The sequence below is a fragment of the Noviherbaspirillum denitrificans genome, assembly GCF_002211445.1.
In the GTDB taxonomy this organism is placed as follows: Bacteria; Pseudomonadota; Gammaproteobacteria; order Burkholderiales; family Burkholderiaceae_D; genus Noviherbaspirillum; species Noviherbaspirillum denitrificans.
Genome location: NZ_LSTO01000001.1, coordinates 777678 through 794532, shown reverse-complemented (window position 1 = coordinate 794532; position 16855 = coordinate 777678). Strand labels below are relative to the sequence as shown.

At 64.3% G+C, this 16855-nt stretch carries 14 protein-coding genes; 6 read left to right on the top strand and 8 right to left on the bottom strand.

Going from position 1 to position 16855, the window contains the following annotated elements; all coding sequences use genetic code 11:
• From AYR66_RS04015 to AYR66_RS04000, 4 genes are all read right to left on the bottom strand, one after another.
• Positions 1-1574: 3-hydroxyacyl-CoA dehydrogenase NAD-binding domain-containing protein (locus AYR66_RS04015; protein ID WP_141104149.1), on the bottom strand; the 1574-nt coding region annotated here is incomplete at its 3' end.
• A 20-nt stretch (positions 1575-1594) separates the two neighbouring features.
• The gene (locus AYR66_RS04010; protein WP_234814737.1) at positions 1595-3691 is read right to left on the bottom strand and encodes an acetate--CoA ligase family protein; all 2097 of its coding nucleotides are present in this window, start codon (positions 3689-3691) and stop codon (positions 1595-1597) included.
• A gap of 7 nt (positions 3692-3698) precedes the next feature.
• Complete coding sequence (locus tag AYR66_RS04005) at positions 3699-4853, bottom strand: acyl-CoA dehydrogenase family protein (RefSeq protein WP_088706461.1); 1155 nt, start codon at positions 4851-4853, stop codon at positions 3699-3701.
• Between the two features lie 87 nt (positions 4854-4940).
• Positions 4941-6173, bottom strand: a complete 1233-nt coding sequence (locus tag AYR66_RS04000) for an MFS transporter (RefSeq protein WP_170942054.1) — start codon at positions 6171-6173, stop codon at positions 4941-4943.
• A gap of 163 nt (positions 6174-6336) precedes the next feature.
• Between AYR66_RS04000 and AYR66_RS03995 the strand changes: the two genes are divergently transcribed.
• The 5 genes from AYR66_RS03995 (at position 6337) to AYR66_RS03980 (ending at position 11047) form a co-directional block, all read left to right on the top strand.
• Positions 6337-7815 (top strand): aldehyde dehydrogenase, encoded by a 1479-nt coding sequence (locus AYR66_RS03995; RefSeq protein WP_088706459.1) that lies wholly within the window; start codon positions 6337-6339, stop codon positions 7813-7815.
• Between the two features lie 19 nt (positions 7816-7834).
• Complete coding sequence (pcaF, locus tag AYR66_RS03990; protein ID WP_088706458.1) at positions 7835-9034, top strand: 3-oxoadipyl-CoA thiolase; 1200 nt, start codon at positions 7835-7837, stop codon at positions 9032-9034.
• Positions 9035-9130: 96 nt separating this feature from the next.
• Complete coding sequence (locus tag AYR66_RS03985) at positions 9131-9892, top strand: electron transfer flavoprotein subunit beta/FixA family protein (RefSeq protein WP_088706457.1); 762 nt, start codon at positions 9131-9133, stop codon at positions 9890-9892.
• A gap of 22 nt (positions 9893-9914) precedes the next feature.
• Complete coding sequence (locus AYR66_RS28710; RefSeq protein WP_170942008.1) at positions 9915-10079, top strand: hypothetical protein; 165 nt, start codon at positions 9915-9917, stop codon at positions 10077-10079.
• A 38-nt stretch (positions 10080-10117) separates the two neighbouring features.
• On the top strand, positions 10118-11047 hold the full coding sequence (locus tag AYR66_RS03980) for an electron transfer flavoprotein subunit alpha/FixB family protein (RefSeq protein ID WP_088706456.1): 930 nt from the start codon (positions 10118-10120) through the stop codon (positions 11045-11047).
• A 257-nt stretch (positions 11048-11304) separates the two neighbouring features.
• Here AYR66_RS03980 and AYR66_RS03975 read toward each other — a convergent pair whose 3' ends face one another.
• The 4 genes from AYR66_RS03975 to AYR66_RS03960 all read right to left on the bottom strand — a co-directional run bounded on the left by AYR66_RS03975 (position 11305) and on the right by AYR66_RS03960 (position 15380).
• Complete coding sequence (locus tag AYR66_RS03975) at positions 11305-12630, bottom strand: MFS transporter (RefSeq protein ID WP_088706455.1); 1326 nt, start codon at positions 12628-12630, stop codon at positions 11305-11307.
• 71 nt (positions 12631-12701) lie between these two features.
• On the bottom strand, positions 12702-13508 hold the full coding sequence (locus AYR66_RS03970) for an SDR family NAD(P)-dependent oxidoreductase (protein WP_088706454.1): 807 nt from the start codon (positions 13506-13508) through the stop codon (positions 12702-12704).
• A complete protein-coding gene (locus AYR66_RS03965; RefSeq protein WP_088706453.1) occupies positions 13505-14317 on the bottom strand; it encodes a sugar phosphate isomerase/epimerase family protein in 813 nt (270 codons plus the stop codon). Before AYR66_RS03965 ends, AYR66_RS03970 begins: the two co-directional genes overlap by 4 nt.
• A 25-nt stretch (positions 14318-14342) precedes the next feature.
• Entirely contained in the window at positions 14343-15380 is a 1038-nt protein-coding gene (locus AYR66_RS03960) for a Gfo/Idh/MocA family protein (RefSeq protein WP_088706452.1), read from the bottom strand.
• A 210-nt stretch (positions 15381-15590) separates the two neighbouring features.
• On the opposite strand from AYR66_RS03960, the gene AYR66_RS03955 reads away from it, so the two are divergent.
• A complete protein-coding gene (locus tag AYR66_RS03955; protein ID WP_088706451.1) occupies positions 15591-16847 on the top strand; it encodes an ABC transporter substrate-binding protein in 1257 nt (418 codons plus the stop codon).
• The last annotated feature ends 8 nt before the right edge of the window (positions 16848-16855 follow it).

Genomic DNA, 16855 nt, shown 5'->3' with positions numbered 1-16855 from the left:
CGCCACGCAATGTCGAGGCCGGACAAGTCGGCGACCGCGAACGGGCCCATCGCGAAGCCGAAGGCTTCCACCGCCGCATCGACCTGTTCCGGCAGCGCGCCTTCTTCCAGCATGAACTCGCACTGGCGGCGGTAGGCCGCATAGATGCGGTTGCCGATGAAGCCGAAGGCGTTGCCGGTCAAAATCGGCAACTTGCCGAGGCGGCGCGCGACGTCGAAGCAGGTCGCGAGCACATCCGGCGAGGTGTATGCGCCACGCACCACCTCCAGCAGGCGCATTACATTGGCCGGGCTGAAGAAATGCAGGCCGACCACATCTTGCGGGCGGTGCGTCGCTTCGGCGATGGCGTCGAGGTCGAGGTAAGAGGTATTCGATGCGAGGATGACGCCGGGCGGCAGGAGCGATTCGATGCGGCGCATCACGATGCGCTTTACCGAGAGGTCTTCGAACACTGCTTCGATCACCAGCTGCACGCCGTCGAGCAGGGTGTCCTCGATACCGGCGGACAGCCTTGCCTGTTGCTCCTGCGCTTCTGCCATCTTCATCTTGCCGGCGGCAATGCGCTGCGCATAATGTTCTTCGATCCGCGCCAGGCCGCGCTGCAATGCGTCGGCTTCCTGTTCAAGCAGCACCACTTCGAATCCGCCGGCCAGCGCCGCGAGTGCGATGCCGGTGCCCATCGTGCCGGCGCCAATGACCGCTATCTTGTGCACGGAGCGTGCGGACGCGCCTTCGAGTTCCGGGTGCTTGTGCGATTCACGCTCGGAGAAGAAGAGGTGGCGCAATGCGAAGGCTTCATTGCCGACGCGCATTTTCTGGAACACTTCACGCTCCGCGGCGAGCGCTTCATCGATCGGCGTTGTCGCAACGGACATGACGGCAGCGATCGCGGCTGCTACCTGCGGCCGGTTGCGGCCGGCTTTCAGTGCTGCTTCGGCGGCTTCCTGGATGGCAGTGGCGTCGTCCGCCGGCGGCAGGCGGTCGCGCACCGGGCGCTTCCGGGCTTCCATGCGGCGCGCATACTTCACCGCGAATTCCCGCAGGTCGCCTTCCGCCACGGCATCGACCATGCCCAGCTGTTGCGCTTTCGCTGCTTCGACGCGGGTGCCGGCGCAGATGAGCCCGATGGCTTTCGCGATGCCGGTCAGGCGCGGCAGGCGCTGCGTACCGCCCGCGCCAGGAATCATGCCGAGCGTGACTTCGGGCAGGCCGACCACGGTGCCGGGCGCTGCCACCCGCGCATCGCAGCCGAGCGACAATTCATAGCCGCCGCCGAGCGCCGCCCCGTGCAGCGCGGCGACGACCGGCTTGCTGCACTGTTCAATCGCTGCGATGACGACGGGGAGTTGCGGCTCTTCGATCGGCTTGCCGAATTCCTTCAGGTCCGAACCGGCGATGAAGGTCTTGCCGCCGCCGATGATGACCGCGCCGGCCACCGCGGGATCGGTGTCGATCTGGCGGATGCAGGCGAGGATGCCCTGGCGCACGCCGAGCGAGCCGGCATTCACGGGCGGATTGTCGATCACGATGACGGCAATGTCGCCGTCCCTTTCCATGCGCACGAGCGAGTTCATCGATACAGTCCCCAATTCAGTCATCCCAGTCGAACCAGCGCATCGACAGCCAGCGCGCCGTCACCCTTGGGCCGCACGATCAGCGGGTTCATTTCCGCTTCGAGCACGACCTCGTCCTTGAGCAAGGCAAGTTGCGAGAAAGCAGCCACTGCCTGCGCAACGGCTTCCAGGTCGCCTTCCTGTCGGCCGCGATAACCGGCGAGCGCTTCCAGGGCGCGCACTTCCTTGACCATCTCGCGAGCAACTTCCACGGTGACCGGCGCCAGGCGCAGCGCGCGGTCGCGGTAGATCTCGGTCAGCACGCCGCCAGCGGCCAGCATCACCACCGGGCCGACGTCGGCATCGCGGCGGAAGCCGACCAGCACTTCGCCGAGGCCCTTGCTCATCGCTTGCACGAGCACCTGCCTGACGACGGTGCCGGGACGATTCTTCTCGACGTTCAGCTTGATGCGGGCCATTGCCTCGGCCAGCGACGCCGTGCTGTCCACGTTCAGGATCACGCCGCCGACATCGGTCTTGTGCGCGATCTCTTCATGCAGCACCTTGACCACGACCGGGAAGGGGAAGGGCAGCGCCGGGACAGGCGCATCCACTGCCAGCACGGCGTACGCCGCGTGCGGCACGCCCAGCGGCGTGAGCATCTTGTAGGCGCTCGCTTCGTCCAGCATGCGTTCGCCCTTGGCTGCGGGCGGCGGCGGCAGTTGCGGAACCGGTGCGCGGCGGCGGAAGGCTGCCGCGATCACATCGCCGCAGGCTTCCGGCGTGCGGAAGCTCGGCACGCCGGCCTCGGTCAGGCGCTTCAATGCGTCGGGCGCTTCAGGCACCACGAAGCAGGCGAGCGGCTTGCCGGCATGCGCGCTGTCGATCACCGGTGCCACGGCGAGGTCTGGCTGGTAGCGCGCGGATGAACCGACGGTGGCGAGCACCATGTCGAATTCCGGTGCGGATTGCATCACTTCGAGCGTGGCTTTCATCACCTCGTACTTGGTGCCGGCCAGCGTCAGGTCGACGATGGCGGCGCCGGAGGCTTCGATGCCGCGCTCGGCAAGGCGTTTCAGCGTTTCTTTCGATGGCGGGATCACGTTGACGCCACGGATGCCGAGCTGGTCGACGGCCATCGCCGCGCCGCCGCCTGTCGTGGTCACCACGCCGACAGTCGGCTTGCGACCGCCGTGATGTGACGCGCTCGCCGGGATGCGCGCCAGCAGCGGCATTGCTTCGAGCAAGCCATCCAGCGTCTCGACGCGGGCGATGCCGCAGTCGCTGAAGAAGGTGTCGGCTACGCTGTCTTCGCCGGCCAGCGCGCCGGTGTGCGATACCGCGAGTTCGGCGGCGACTTCGGAGCGGCCGAGCTTGAACGCCACGACCGGCTTGCCGCGCGCAGCGGCGCCAAGCGCGAAGCGGTGCAGCGCATCCGCATGACGCATCGATTCGAGGAACAGCATGTAGCCGGTGACGTTCGGATCATCCAGCGTTGCTTCGCAGATTTCGCCGATGCACAGGTCGCTTTCCCCGCCCACGGACACCAGGCCGGCAAAGCCGATGTTGCGCGCACGGCCGCGCGAGGTCAGCGCGCCCAGCATGCTGCCGCTCTGCGATGCGCAGAAGATGCCGCCGGCAGGCAGGTCGGCTTCGGCGAACGCAGCGTTGGCGGTGAGCACGAGTTTTTCGCGCACATTGATCACGCCGAGGCTGGACGGGCCCAGCACGCGTACGCCCATGTCCTTTGCAATTGCTTTCAGGCGCTGTTCGCGCTTGACGCCTTCATGACCGGATTCCGAGAAGCCGGCGGCCATGATGGTGGCAACCGGGATGCCGAGCTTGCCGCATTCCTCGACCGCATCGATAGCGAGTTCGGAGTTGGTCAGGATGAAGGCGTGGTCCGGTACTTCCGGCAGCGCTGACAGCGAAGGGTAGGCCGGCTCGCCCTGCACCACCTTGCGTGTGGGGTTGATGGTGTAGATCGTGCCGCCGTAACCCGCGGTGCGCAGGAAGCGCAGCGGGCGGGCGGTGGTCTTGGACAGGTCGTCGGACACGCCGACGAGCGCGATCTTCTTCGGGTTCAGCAGCGCTTGACCGAGGGCCGGGCCGCGCAATCCGTGCATGAGTTCGTTCATTTTCATTTCAGACCTTTGCCGGACGCTGGTCGAAGCGGCGCTCGAATACATCTTCCGCGATGCGGTTCTTCAGGATTTCGATCGAGCCGCCGGCAATCATCCAGCCGCGGGTACGCTTGACACAGTACTCGACCAGCGATTCGGTCGAGTAACCGTAGCCGCCCATCGCCTGCAGCGCGTCGTTGGAAACTTCCCAGCCGGCCTGGTTGCACGCCAGCTTGGCAATCGCGGTTTCATAGGCGGAGGGCAGGGCGCCGTCGGCATTGGTCGCGGCGCGGTACAAGAGCATCTGCGCGGATTCGAGCTTGAGCGCCATTTCGGCGAACTTCCATTGCAGGCCCTGGAATTCGCACAGCAAGCGGCCGAACTGTTTGCGGTTGAGGCAGTGTTCACGGGCGACGTTGAAGGCATGCCGTCCGACCGCCAGCGCGCGCGAGGCATTGCCGATGCGCTCGACATTGAAGCCGGAGATCTGCTTCTTGAATCCGCCCGGACCGAGCAGCACGTTTTCCTTCGGGATGCGGCAGTCGGTGAAGTAAAGCTGCGACCATTCCTCGCCGCTCATGAACGGCGACGGCTGGCCCACTTCGAAACCCGGCGTGCCGCGTTCGACGATGACCGAGCCGATGCCGTTCAGGCCCGGGCCGAAACGCACATAGACCAGGAAGATGTTGGCGTGCGGGCTGTGCGTGGAAAACACCTTGGAGCCGTTGATGATGAAATGGTCGCCGTCTTCCACGGCGCTGGTCTTCAGTTCGGTGACGGCGGAGCCGGCGTCGGGTTCGCTCATGCCGAGCGCGATCAGGGATTTGCCCGCGAGCAGGTCGCCGAGGAAGCGTTCCTTCAAGTAAGGCGATGCGTATTCGGCGAAGGTGCGGATCGGACCGAAGTTGCCGGCCTGGACCACGTCCGCGCTCTTCGGGCAGACGAGTGCCAGTTCCTGGATCGCGATCACCGCATCCATCAGCGAACCGCCGATGCCGCCGTCTTCTTCCTTCATGGTGATGCCGAGCAGGCCCTGTTCGCTCAGCTTGCGTGCGACGTCCCAGGGATATTCGTTCGAATGCGCGCGTTCGAGGGCGCCAGCCGCCAGCTCTTGGGTGGCAAAGCGGCGCACGGAATCAGCGAATGCGCGCTGGTCTTCATTGAGGTGGAAATCCATAGTAAGCAGGCTCGTTTAAGGAGTGACGAAAGTGAGATTCATCATATCGGAAGCATTTGCGCAGTAGGTTTCGCAAACATCATGGGGTCATGAGTTATCGGAACACATTGCCGCGCGCGCCTGCCCGGCTTCGGCGAGGCGGTAGGCGCGCGGAATCGCAAGCCAGCCGAGGCAGGCGATTGCGCATGCTGCCAGCGCCAGTACCGTCATCAGCGTCTGCGCCGGCGGCAGGCTGCTGTGCGATACGGCTTGTCCGACTGCGAACGCGGTCGCAATGATGATGAATCCGGAAACCGCGGCGGCTCGCCCGGCGAACTGCGGAAATGGCGCCACCGATCCTGCCTGTCCGCAGGGCTGGTGGATGCCGTGGCCAAACATGTAGAGGCACTGGCTGGCGAGAATCGACCAGGGCGTCAGGATGCCGGCATGCCACAGCAGCAGTTGGCCGATGCCGCCGGCCACGGACAGCATGGCGGCCAGCCGGATCACCTCGGGCACCGGTACGCGCGCAAGGTAATGGCGGCAAAACACCGTCCCGCTCAGGAAGGCGAGCGAGCAAATCGCGGGCACGAGGCCGTAGGCGATGCGTGACATGCCGAATTTGCCGATGAAGATGAAGGGCGACAGCAGCAGGAAGGACACCGCGCCGCTGAAGCTGCAGCCGGCGAGGAAGGACGACGCCAGGAATTGCGGATGGCACAGCAGCACGCCTATACCGATGCGTGCGCTGCCGCCGGTGGTGGTTGCCGTTTCCGTAAACGTTGTGTAGACGGCAATCCACGCCGCGACGCCGAACACGGCGATCATGGCAATGGTGCTGGTCCAGCCCAGCAAGCTGGTCGCGACGCCGCCGATCACGGGGCTGACCAGCGCGATTGCACTCATGCCCGTCATGCTGCGCGCCATGATGCCCATGCCATCCTGCCCGGAATAGCAGTCGCGAATCACGGCGCGCGCCGAGGTCACACAGGCGGCGGTGGCCGCGCCAAGCAGCGCGCGGCTGGCGACCAGCACGCCGAGACTTGGTGCCAGTGCGCCGATCGCTGCGGCGGCGATGTAGCAGGCGAGTCCGCACAGCAGTGTTTTCCGGCGCCCGAAGCGGTCGGACAATGCGCCCACGAACAGCTGCGAAATGCCGAATGCGAGAAGGTAGGCGGTCAGCGTCCATTGCGCCTGGCCCATCCTGCCGCCAAAGCGGCCGGCGATTTCCGGCAGCGCGGGCAGGTAGAGATCCATCGCGACCGGTTGCGTCCCGAACAGGAGCACCAGGATGGCGGTGACGGGCAGCGCGTTGCGGAAAGCGGGAGTGGATGGGGTCACGGTCGATGTGCAATCAGGGTGAATGCATCTTATGCGAGCGTGCCAATGCGCGGGTTTCGCAAACATCATAGGGTCATGACTTATCGGAACACTGTTGCCATACATGCTCCGCTAAGATGCGCTGCATACGGACTGCCCCCTCTTCCTTGCATTGGAATCCAAGATGAACACTTATCAACAATTGATCGGCAACGAATGGTGCGACCCGGCGTCGGACGCATGGATCGACCAGGTCGAGCCATTTTCGGGCGAGGTCTGGGCGCGCGTCCCGCGCAGCAATGCCGAGGATGCCGACCGCGCGGTGCGTGCCGCGCACAAGGCGTTCAATTCGACGGCCTGGACCAGCCTCAGCGCCACCGATCGCGGCGCGCTGCTGCGCAAGCTGGCGTCACTGATCGAGCGCGATGCGGAAAAACTCGGCCACATCGAACAGCGCAGCAACGGCAAGCTGATCGTCGAAGTCGCGGGCCAGATGCGCCACGCCGCGCAGTGGGTGTACTACTACGCCGGCCTCGCCGACAAGGTGATGGGCAACGTGATCCCGATGCCCAAGCCGGGCGTGTTCAACTTCACCCGCCACGAACCGCTGGGTGTGGTGCTGGCGATCACACCGTGGAATTCGCCGATCGCGCTGACTATCTGGAAGCTTGCGCCGGCACTGGCCGCGGGCAACACCATGGTGCTCAAACCGTCGGAATTCACTTCCGCATCGACCTACGAACTCGGCCGCCTGTGCGTCGAGGCCGGCTTCCCGCCGGGCGTGGTCAATGTCGTGTCGGGCTACGGCGCCGAAGTCGGCGAGCCGCTGTCGAGCCATCCGCTGGTGGCAAAGATCGCGTTCACCGGCGGCGAGATCGGCGGCAAGCATGTGAACATCGCCGCCGCGAAGGACTTCAAGCATGTGACGATGGAACTCGGCGGCAAGTCGGCCAACATCGTGTTCGACGATGCGGACATCGACCAGGCAGTGAAGGGCGCGATTGCCGGCATCTTCAGTGCTGCCGGCCAGACTTGCATGGCGGGTTCGCGCCTGCTGCTGCAGGACACCATCCACGACGCATTCGTCGACAAGCTGGTCGCTGAGGTGAAGAAGGCACGCATCGGCGACCCGTCCGACCCGGACACCCAGATCGGCCCGATCTCCAACCGCCCGCATTTCGAGAAGGTGCTGTCGTATATCGACATCGCGAAGAATGAAGGCGCGAACTGCGTGCTCGGCGGCCATGCGATTACGGGTCCCGGCTATGGCCAGGGGCAGTTCGTGGCGCCGACCATCTTCACCGGCGTCAACAATTCCATGCGCATCGCGCAGGAAGAAGTATTCGGCCCGGTACTGTCGGTGATCCGCTTCAAGACCATGGAAGAAGCGCTGGAAATCGCCAACGACACCAACTATGGCCTGGCAGGCGCCGTGTGGACGCGGGACCTGCACCGCGCGCTGTATTGCGTCGAGCGCATCCGCGCGGGCACCGTCTGGGTCAACAACTACCGCGCGACCTCGTTCGCGACGCCGTTCGGCGGCTACAAGCGCAGCGGTATCGGCCGCGAAGGCGGCGCCGAAGCGATCAAGGAATACCTGCAAACCAAGAGCGTGTGGATCACCACGCAACCCAACCGCGCGAATCCGTTCGCGCTGGGCTAAACAAATACGGAAGATAAGAATGGACGCCTACATTTGCGACGCGATTCGCACCCCCATCGGCCGTTACGGCGGCGCATTGTCTTCGGTGCGCGCCGATGATCTCGGCGCAGTGCCGATCAAGGCACTCATGGAGCGCAATCCGTCGGTGAACTGGAGTGCGATCGACGACGTGATCTTCGGCTGCGCCAACCAGGCCGGCGAGGACAACCGCAATGTCGCGCGCATGGCTTCGCTGCTGGCGGGCTTGCCGGTCGACGTGCCCGGCAGCACCATCAACCGCTTGTGCGGTTCCGGCATGGACGCGGTCGGCACGGCGGCGCGCGCGCTGAAATCCGGTGAAACCAGCCTGATGATCGCCGGCGGCGTCGAGTCGATGAGCCGCGCGCCTTTCGTGGTGCCGAAGGCGGATTCCGCGTTCTCGCGCGTCAATTCGATCCAGGACACCACCATTGGCTGGCGTTTCATCAACAAGCTGATGAAGGAAAAGTACGGCGTCGATTCGATGCCGGAAACCGCCGAGAACGTCGCCGTGGACTTCGGCATCAGTCGCGCCGACCAGGATGCATTCGCACTGCGCAGCCAGGAAAAGGCGGCGCGTGCGCAGGCCAACGGTGTGTTTGCCGCGGAAATCGTCGCGGTGAATATCCCGCAGAAGAAGGGCGACCCGCTGCGCATCGACCAGGACGAGCAGCCGCGCATCAGCACGCTGGAAGGCCTCGCGAAACTGAAGGGCGTCGTTCGTCCGGATGGCAGCGTCACCGCCGGCAATGCTAGCAGTGTCAACGACGGTGCCTGTGCATTGCTGCTGGCCAGTGCCGCTGGCGCCGACAAGCATGGCCTGAAGCCGCGCGCCCGCATCGTGGGCATGGCAACGGCAGGCGTTGCGCCGCGCATCATGGGCATCGGCCCGGCGCCGGCCACGCAAAAGCTGATGGCGCAGCTCGGCATGTCGCTCAACCAGATGGATGTGATCGAACTGAATGAAGCTTTCGCCAGCCAGGGGCTTGCGGTATTGCGCCAGCTCGGCATTGCCGACGACGACGAACGCGTCAATCCGAACGGCGGCGCGATCGCACTCGGCCATCCGCTCGGCATGTCCGGCGCGCGCCTGGTGACGGCCGCGCTGTACCAGCTTGAACGCACCGGCGGCCGTTATGCACTGTGCACCATGTGCATCGGTGTCGGCCAGGGCATCGCGCTCGTGATCGAGCGCGTGTAACGAAGAATGTCTCTCAGCCTCGTCTCCTCCAAGGCTGCTTGGCCGGATCCGCCGAGCGGATCCGGCATTTTTTATTCCCAACTTACGAGGTAACACATGAAAGTGCTCGTTCCCGTCAAGCGCGTGATCGATGCGAACGTGAAGGTGATGGTCAAGTCCGACGGCAGCGGTGTCGACATCGCCAACGTCAAGATGTCGATGAACCCGTTCGATGAAATCGCCGTTGAAGAAGCGACCCGGCTCAAGGAAGCCGGCAAGGTGACCGAAGTGGTGGCGGTGTCCTGCGGCCTGACGCAATGCCAGGAAACCCTGCGTACCGCGATGGCGATCGGCGCCGACCGCGGCGTGCTGGTCGAGACCGCAACCGACTCAAATTTTGAACTGCAACCGCTGGCCGTGGCCAAGCTGTTGAAAGCCGTCGCCGACAAGGAACAGCCGCAACTGATCATCTTGGGCAAGCAGGCGATTGACGACGACTGCAACCAGACCGGCCAGATGCTGGCCGCGCTGCTGGGCTGGCCGCAAGCGACCTTCGCCTCGAAGGTCAGCATCGAAGGCGACAAGGCCGTCGTGACGCGCGAAGTGGACGGTGGCCTGGAAACCGTGTCGCTGGCACTGCCGGCCGTGGTGACCACCGACCTGCGCCTGAACGAGCCGCGCTATGTGACGCTGCCCAACATCATGAAGGCCAAGAAGAAGCAGCTCGATACCCTCAAGCCGGCCGACCTCGGCGTCGATGTCACGCCGCGCCTGAAGACATTGAAGGTTAGCGAGCCGCCGAAGCGTTCCGCCGGCATCAAGGTGCCGGATGTCGCCGCGCTGGTCGACAAGCTGAAGAACGAAGCAAAGGTGATCTGAGCAACCTGCAAGGGAGCACACGATGGACAATCAATTGACCCGGCAACTCATTCGCAACTGGCTGCAGCAACGCCAGGCGCACCCGGAACCGCCGCCTTCCCCCGAACAGATTCGCCGCAAGGTGGGCTGGGCGCCGGAAACGACGGACGAAAACGAACAGGATGCCTTCCTCGCTCCCGCCAGCTGATCCCCCCTCTCAACATACCTCACTACCCGAAGAAGATTATGGTCGCACTCGTCATTGCTGAACACGACAATGCTTCGCTGAATGCGGGCACCCTCAACACCATCACCGCCGCCCGCCAGTGCGCGGGCGATGTCCATGTCCTGGTCGCCGGCCACAACTGCGGTGCCGTCGCCGAAGCGGTGGCACGCATTGCCGGTGTCGCCGAAGTGCTCGTGGCCGATGCGCCGCAATTTGCGGACGGGCTCGCTGAAAACGTGGCCGCCCAAGTGCTGGCCGTGGCCGGCGGCTATTCACACATCCTTGCGCCCGCAGCCGCAGGCGGCAAGAACGTCCTTCCGCGCGTCGCGGCCCTGCTCGATGTCGCGCAGGTATCCGAGATCACACGGGTCGTCTCGGCCGATACGTTCGAGCGACCGATCTATGCGGGCAATGCGATTGCCACTGCGCAGACGGCCGATTCAGTGAAGGTCATCACCGTGCGCACGACGGCGTTTGATGCGGCGCCGGCTGGCGGCTCCGCTGACATCGTGAAGGTCGAGGCGGTTGAGGACAGCGGCCAATCCGCTTTCGTGTCGCGCGCCGTCGCCAAGTCCGACCGTCCCGACCTCGCATCGGCCAAGGTCGTCGTGTCCGGCGGCCGCGGCCTGGGTTCGGCGGAAAACTTCAAGATCCTCGAACCCCTGGCTGACAAGTTCAACGCGGCAATGGGCGCATCGCGCGCTGCAGTCGATGCCGGCTTCGTGCCGAATGACTGGCAGGTCGGCCAGACCGGCAAAATCGTCGCGCCGCAACTGTATGTCGCCGTCGGTATCTCCGGTGCGATCCAGCATCTCGCCGGCATGAAGGATTCGAAGGTGATCGTGGCCATCAACAAGGACCCGGAAGCGCCGATTTTCTCGGTGGCGGATTATGGGCTGGTGGGTGATCTTTTCGAGGCTGTCCCGCAGCTCGTGGCCGCACTGGCCTGATTGATTGAGGGGCCGGCATCGCCGGCCTTTTTCTTTTGCCGCGCCCTTGCAACGAGGGTGGGTTTGATGCGGCAGCTAATACTTGATTTCTGTGTTGCTTGCAGGCGGGAGAGTTCTGCGGCGTTGTCATTCTCGTCCCCCGTCATCCCCGCCTTCGCAGGGATGACGGGGGACGGAAGACGAGACATGACGCAAAAACGCCCGCAAGCGAACAACGCATTTCGCTTGCGGGCGCCAGTCCGTCAATGACGAAACACTCAAGCCACCACTTCAACCTTCCGCGGCGCCACCAGGTACACCCACACCAGCGCAATGAAGTAAGCCGCCGGCACCATCATGAACAGCACCGAATAGTTGTTGTCCGTCGTCGTCAGCACATACCCCACCAGCTGCGTCATGAACATGCCGCCGATCGCGCCGCAAGTCCCGCCGACGCCGAATGCGGAACTGACCGCATTCTTCGGCGCCATGTCCATCGCCAGGCTCCACAGGTTCACCGTCCATGCCTGGTGTGCGGCAATGGCCAGCGAAATGTAGAACACCGCGGTCCAGACGCCGCTGGCGGACGAGGCGAGCACGACCGGCGTAATGCACAGCGCGCAGAGGAACATCGACAGCAGGCGGGCGGTGATCGGCTTCATGCGGCGGCCGATCATCGAGGATGACAACACGCCACCGAACACGCTGCCGAAATCGGCGGCGAGGAAGATCACGATCAGCGGCAGGCCCATCTGCACGACGCTGATGCCGAGGTTGTACTGCTTGTTGAGGTAGGGCGGCAGCCAGTAGAGGTAGAACCAGAACACCGGCGCAGTGAGTGCATTGCCCAGCGCGTAGGCCCAGGTCGCGCGCAGGCGCAGCACCCTGGCCATCGACACTTGCGGCTGCACCGGTTCATGGCCGTGCTGGATGTAGTCCAGTTCGGAGCGGCGCACGCTCGGATGATTTTCGGGGTTGTAGTAAGACTTCAGCCAGATCGCAAGCCATACCAGGCCGACGGCACCGATGAGGAAGAACGCCGCCTGCCAGCCCCACACTGTCATGACGAACGGAATCAGCAGCGGGGTCACCATCGCGCCGACATTGGTGCCGGCGTTGAAGACGCCGGTCGCAATCGCGCGTTCACCGACCGGGAACCACTGCCGAATGGTCTTGATGCAAGATGGGTAGTTGCCCGCCTCGGCCAGGCCGAGCACGAAGCGGCACACCATGAATCCGACCACCGACGCCACCATGCCGTGAGCGGCAGCGGCGGCGCTCCAGACCAGCACGGCCATCGCAAATCCGGTCTTGACGCCGATGCGGTCGATCAGGCGGCCCTGCAGCACATAGCCGATCGCATAGCCTGCCTGGAACCAGAAATTGATATTGGCGTAGTCCTGCGCGGTCCAGCTCATCGCCTTGGCAAGGACCGGTTGCATGATGCCCAGCGCGGCGCGGTCGATGTAGTTGAGCGTGGTTGCAAAAAATACCATCGCGAGCATGGTCCAGCGGACCTTGCCGATGGCAAAAGCATTCCGGAGTTTTTCGAATGCGGTACCGGACGGCTGGTTGCCGACCGTGGTTGCGGTGAAGCGGTTCATTGTTCTTTTCTCTCGTTCTGTTGCAGTTGAGCTGCCGGCGCCTGTCCCAAGGCTCCGGCAAGGATACATGGTCAGGCGCGCGCCACTCCCGGAATCGTGCCGAGGAAGCGGTCGCAAAGCCCGCCGTCCACGCGCAGGTTTTCACCCGTGACGTAGGCGGCATGGTCACCCAGCAGATAGGCGACGGCGCGCGCGATGTCTTCCGGACGGCCGATGCGTCCGAGCGGAACCATTGCTTCACGCCGCGCGGCCACTTCTTCGTTCTGGTACACGCGCTCGGTCAGCGGCGTGCGGATCATGCCTGGCGACACCGTGTTGACCCGGATTCCGTCAGCCGCCCATTCCTGTGCAAGCTGGCGGCACAGCATGAGCAGCGCTGCCTTGGATGCCGAATACGCGCCATAGCCGGGATGCGGGTACATGCCGGACATCGATGCGACGGCGACGATGGCGCCGCGGCTCTCGGCCAGGGCCTTGCGTGCCGCGCGTGCCAGCAGCCAGGTTGCGCGGGTATTTACCGAAAAGACGGTGTCCCAGTCTTCAACGGTCTGGTCGGCAAGAGGGGCGGGGCGCGTGATGCCGGCGTTTGATACCAGTGCGTCCAGGCCGCCGCAGAAGGCGGTCGCATCATCGATCAGTTGCACGCAGGATGCGGCATCGGCGAGATTCGCATGCAGGCCGATTGCACGGGCGCCGAGCGAATTCAGTTCCGCTGTCAGCGCTTCCAGCGCTGCGCCGCTGCGCGATGCGACGGCGGCGATGGAAACGGCTTTCCCTTCGGATTTTGCTTGCCGGATGAGTTCCACGCAGGTCGCGCGGCCGATGCCGCCGGTCGCGCCGGTGACGAGCACGCGCGTTGTGTTGCCGGCCGCGCTCATCGGAAGGTCCTCGCCGTGGCCTGGCCGGCTGCCAGCACGTCGGCGGCCCAGCGGTCGGCGCCGAGAACCGGATAGCGGCGGTCGCTCGGGATTTCCATGCTGATCGGCAGGTCGGCGGGGAGGCGGCTGAAGATGGCCGCGATGTCCAGTTCGCCTTCGCCCGGCAGCAAGCGGTCGCCGCGCGCGGCGTCGATCAGGCCCTGCACGGTATCCGGGCCCTTGGCCGGGCCGTCGCACATTTGCGCGTAGTGCAGCCATTCGCGCGGGATGCCGTCGAGATCTTCCAGCTTGCTGCCGGAGCGCGCGAAGTGGAGCACGTCGACCAGGATCCCGCAGCCCGGGCGGTTGGCGCCGCGCACAATACGCAGCGCGCTGGCGAGGTCCTTCACCGCGGTCCACGGCATGAATTCCAGGTCGGACGTAATGCCGTACTTCCATGCGAGGTCGCACAGCGACGCATAGGATTCGGTCATGCGCTCTTCATTGGCGTCATCTCCCGCGACCAGCATCGCCTTCGCACCGAGTTTTGCACCGGTTTCGAGGAAGGGCAGGAATGCCTCCGCCTTGAAACCTTCGCCGACGCGAATCATTTCCAGGTCGAAAATGCGGGTGCCGGTGTCTTCCATGCGCGCGATCGTTTCGCGCAGCATGGCGGGATCGTTCATCAGCGGATAGGCCGCGCCGCCGGGCGCAGCCGGCAACAGGCGCACGCCGGCATAGTCATAACCGGTGCGGTGCGCGAGCGACACCATGTCCGGCGGCGGCACGTCCAGTGCGGTCAGTTGGGCGAGAGAAAAGACGGGTTTCATGTTACGTCCCAGGTGGTGAAAAATTCTATATGTGCAGCATTACCCGCTTGCCGGAATCGGCGGACGCGTGCACCGCGAGCGTCGCTTCCAGCGTGCGCATCGCATCGATGCCCGAGCAGACCGGCGGCTCCTTGCATTCGACCACGGCGCGCAGGTGGCGCAGCTGTTCGACGTAGGGATTGCCTTCATGCGGGGTGGTGCGCTCCAGCGTCAGCGGATCCTGCCAGCCGCGCCTGTCGCGGTAGCTCCAGATATCCAGCGAAGGGAGCGTCAGTGAGGCGTCCGTCCCGCACAGGAAATGCGAATTCACGTGCTGCCGGCAATAATGCGTGGACTCGCCGCTGGCCAGGTCCCAGATCCACGGCGCAACGGTCGCATCGGACAGCGTGATCGTGGCCAGCGCGCCATTGCGAAAGCGCAGCATGATTGCGGCCGTATCTTCGACTTCAAAACCGCGCGCCGCGCTCGAGCGCATCGCTTGCAGGCTGTCGATTTCGCCCAGCAGCACGCGCAGCAGGTCGATTTCATGGATCAGGTTGATCAGGATCGGGCCACCACCCGGTTTGCGGCGCCATTCGACGTCGAAGTAGGAATCCGGCTTCAGCCAGGTCGCCATCACGTTGGCGCTGACCGGCATTCCGAGGCGGCCGCTGGCGATGATTTCGCGCGCCTTGCGGATGATGGGATTGTGGCGGCGGTGGTGGCCGACCAGCAGGGGCAGGCCGCTGCGCTCCGCTGCGTCGCACAAATGCTGTGCTTCTTCCACGGTGTCGGCGATGGGCTTCTCGACGAGCACGGGCACGCCGCGTTCCATGCAATCGACGCCGACGGAAACATGGGTCGCGTTCGGGGTCGCGACGATCGCCGCCTGCGGCCGCACGGTGTCCAGCATTTCGCGGTAATCGGGAAACCAGCGCACGCCGCGCGTCTGCGCAAGTTCGCGAGCGGCGTCGGTGGGATCGGCAATGGCTGCCAGCTGTACGGCGTCGTGGCGCAGCGCGAGATCGATATGCGTGCGGCCGATGGCGCCTGCGCCGATGACTGCCACGTTCATTTTTGACATGTGTCTTCCTCTATCCGGAATTGGCATTTTTTTGTTCTTTTTCGGTATTCAGGAGTTGAACACGATTCCAAATCCGGATGTTTTCCGATAACTCATGACCCCATGAATTTTGCGAAACCTACGCCAGAAAACCATCGGCTACTATCTGCTCGCAAGTTGCACACAACTCGGATCGATCGCAGTAAAAACCGATATTACGGAGACCACACCATGAACGACGAATCCAGCAAGAAGCACTTCTCCCGCCGCGATGTCCTCGCGCTCGCCGGCAAGGCAGCCGTCGGCGGCACCCTCGCGCTCGGCGCACCCGCCATCCTGCGCGCACAGACCTCGCAGACGACCAAGATCGGCCTCGTATTCGCCAAGCAGGGCGTCTGGACCGCGCAGGGCGAGCATCTTGCAACGGGCATCAAGATGGCGCTCGACCAGGCGGGCGGCACCATCCTCGGCAAGAAGGTCGAGCTGGTGTGGTACGACGAGCCGAACCCGCAGTCGGCACAGCAGAACATGCAGAAGCTGATCGACTCCGACAAGGTGGTGGCCGTGATCGGCGGCACCAACAGTGCAACATCGCTGGCGATGGCATCCGTCGCACGCCGCTCGAAGGTCCCGTACATCGCGCCGAATGCCGCAAGCCGCGACATCACCGGCAAGGAATGCAATCCCTATACCTTCCGCGTGCTGACCACCACGCCGGTGGCTGCACGCGCGCTTGCGCCGTCGCTGCTGGGCGTGGGCAAGAAGTGGTACTTCATGTGCGCCAACTATGCATACGGCCAGGATGTGTATGCATCGATGAAGGCGATGCTCAACGAAGCGGGCGGCACTGAAGTCGGCAACGATGCGACGCCGCTCGGCACCACCGATTTCAGCTCCTTCATCCTGAAGATCCGCCAGGCGAAGCCGGACGTCGTCGTGCTCGGCCTGCCGGGCGGCGATCTGTCGAACTTCCTCAAGCAATACAACGAGATGGGCATGAAGGGCCGCATCCCGGTCGCCTGCCCGATCATCGGCGACTCCGACCTGTGGGACCTGACGCCTGAAGTCGCGACCGGTTACTACGGCAAGCCGTGGCACTTCTCGTCGTCTGACAACCCGGCGGCGGACAAGGCTTTCGTCAAGGATTACATCGCCAAGCATGGCAAGCCGCCGGCGGACAAGGTGTGGCTGGGCTGGTTCTCGATGCGCTCGCTGATGGCGGGCATCGAGCAGGCGAAGTCGGTCAAGGGTAACGACATCGTGGGCGGCCTCGAACTGGCGCGTCTCCAGGACGGCGCGGTGCCCGCCTACTACCGCTCATGGGACCACCAGATGCTGCGTCGCTGCATGGTGTTCAAGGTGAAGGACAAGATCACCGACAAGTGGGACTGGCTCGATGCAATCGCGCAGGAGCCGAAGGTCCCGAGCGAACTCGACAAGCTCTTTGGCAACCAGGGCGAGATCGGCTGCAAGATGGAATCCGCCTGATCCCGATG

Coding starts and splice junctions, on each gene's coding strand:
- AYR66_RS04010 (WP_234814737.1), bottom strand. CDS start 3,691: ATGAACGAACTCATGCACGGATTGCGCGGCCCGGCCCTCGGTCAAGCG.
- AYR66_RS04005 (WP_088706461.1), bottom strand. CDS start 4,853: ATGGATTTCCACCTCAATGAAGACCAGCGCGCATTCGCTGATTCCGTG.
- AYR66_RS03995 (WP_088706459.1), top strand. CDS start 6,337: ATGAACACTTATCAACAATTGATCGGCAACGAATGGTGCGACCCGGCG.
- pcaF (WP_088706458.1), top strand. CDS start 7,835: ATGGACGCCTACATTTGCGACGCGATTCGCACCCCCATCGGCCGTTAC.
- AYR66_RS03985 (WP_088706457.1), top strand. CDS start 9,131: ATGAAAGTGCTCGTTCCCGTCAAGCGCGTGATCGATGCGAACGTGAAG.
- AYR66_RS28710 (WP_170942008.1), top strand. CDS start 9,915: ATGGACAATCAATTGACCCGGCAACTCATTCGCAACTGGCTGCAGCAA.
- AYR66_RS03980 (WP_088706456.1), top strand. CDS start 10,118: ATGGTCGCACTCGTCATTGCTGAACACGACAATGCTTCGCTGAATGCG.
- AYR66_RS03975 (WP_088706455.1), bottom strand. CDS start 12,630: ATGAACCGCTTCACCGCAACCACGGTCGGCAACCAGCCGTCCGGTACC.
- AYR66_RS03970 (WP_088706454.1), bottom strand. CDS start 13,508: ATGAGCGCGGCCGGCAACACAACGCGCGTGCTCGTCACCGGCGCGACC.
- AYR66_RS03965 (WP_088706453.1), bottom strand. CDS start 14,317: ATGAAACCCGTCTTTTCTCTCGCCCAACTGACCGCACTGGACGTGCCG.
- AYR66_RS03960 (WP_088706452.1), bottom strand. CDS start 15,380: ATGTCAAAAATGAACGTGGCAGTCATCGGCGCAGGCGCCATCGGCCGC.
- AYR66_RS03955 (WP_088706451.1), top strand. CDS start 15,591: ATGAACGACGAATCCAGCAAGAAGCACTTCTCCCGCCGCGATGTCCTC.